The organism is Streptosporangium sp. NPDC000563 (genome assembly GCF_040299985.1).
GTDB lineage: Bacteria > Actinomycetota > Actinomycetes > Streptosporangiales > Streptosporangiaceae > Streptosporangium.
The window spans coordinates 1-1,323 of sequence record NZ_JBEPDA010000076.1; the positions used below are offsets into that span (position 1 = coordinate 1).

Genomic DNA, 1,323 nt, shown 5'->3' on the forward strand with positions numbered 1-1,323 from the left:
GATCGGCTTCTTTCTGTGTCGTGTAGCCGTAGCCGTCCGCGCGTTGAAGATGGCGGACATGGCGGTGGTTGATCCCGGTGATGCGGCCGTGCCGGGTGGTGATGTCGAACGAGCCGGAAGAGCGGACCAGGACTCGCCCGGTGTGGACTCCGGCCTTCTTGCCCGCCGGGACGGCCGCGCGGACCAGGTCGCCGGTTTGGAAGCCGTGGTGGCGTTTGATTCGTGGCCGCACCAGGCGGGGGAAGCCGTGGCGGTCGGGGGTGGTGCGGGCGTAGGTGCCGCGCCCGGTCGCCGCGACCAGCAGGATCGTGGACGGCCAGGCGGTCACGGTCTTCAGGTGGCCGACGTGCAGGGCGTCCAACGTGTGCGACTTGGCGGCGCCGGTACGCGACCGGTTCCACCTGGTGCGCCCGCCCGAGGCCGTCGCGACCGGCAGGCCGGTGGCCTGCAGTGCCCGCCACAGCGCCCAGCGGGTGGCGTTGACGGCGGCGGCGTCGCGCAGCGGCGCTTTGGCCTGCTTGAGGATCTTCGCCAGGAGTGCGGGCTTGGCCTTCAGGAACTCTTCGATCGGGGTGGCGTTCTTGGCCTGGTTGCACGGGATGCAGGCCAGGGTGAGGTTGCTGACGCGGTCGGAGCCGCCCCGGCTGCGGGGATGGATGTGGTCGAGGTTCAGCGGCACACCGCTCGCGCCGCAGTAGGCGCAGATGCGCCCCCACGTGGCGAGCAGGTATTCGCGGACCTCGTACCCGGCGAGGGTGCCCCGCTGGTATTCGGCTCCTTCGAGCGGCTTGCCCGCGACGAGGGTGTGGGTGTCGAAGGAGACCTTCTCCACGTGGACGGCGGTGATGGGCGCCCACCGGGCCAGCCGCGTCACCTGCGACATCGTCGTGTCCACGCGGTGGCGCAGCGACGGCGCCAGCCACCCTTGAGGTTTCGTGCGGTTGTTGAAGCGGGGGACGCGGTAGCGCAGGTTCCGCGACCTGCGGCCACGGCGCAGCGCGGCTCGCGTGCTGAGCCTGTCGCGGATCCGCCCGCCCCGATGGTCGAGCTGAATGCCGAACAGGCCGGTGCGGCTCCCGTCACGGTCGGCGAACACACTGATGCCGGTGTGCTGGGAGCCGGGGTCGATACCGACGTGCACGCCTTTGACGGCGGAGTCGGCCACCAGCCGGTCTTTGAGGCGGATCACGAACGGGGTGCGGCGCACCACCACCGCCCGGCCGGCCGCCAGCAGGCGGCGGGCACGGGCGGGATGGCACGGGTCGAGCGGGTGGCCGTGGACGTCGAGGACGAACACGGCCGGGTGAACCTCACGGTTGGCTC

At 71.4% G+C, this 1,323-nt stretch carries 1 protein-coding gene; it reads right to left on the reverse strand.

Features of this window, described 5'->3' with window-relative positions; translation table 11 throughout:
- Positions 1-1,297, reverse strand: a 1,297-nt coding sequence (gene iscB, locus ABT352_RS40700) for an RNA-guided endonuclease IscB (RefSeq protein ID WP_350950457.1), incomplete at its 3' end; no start/stop codon positions are given.
- Between the last annotated feature and the right edge of the window lie 26 nt (positions 1,298-1,323).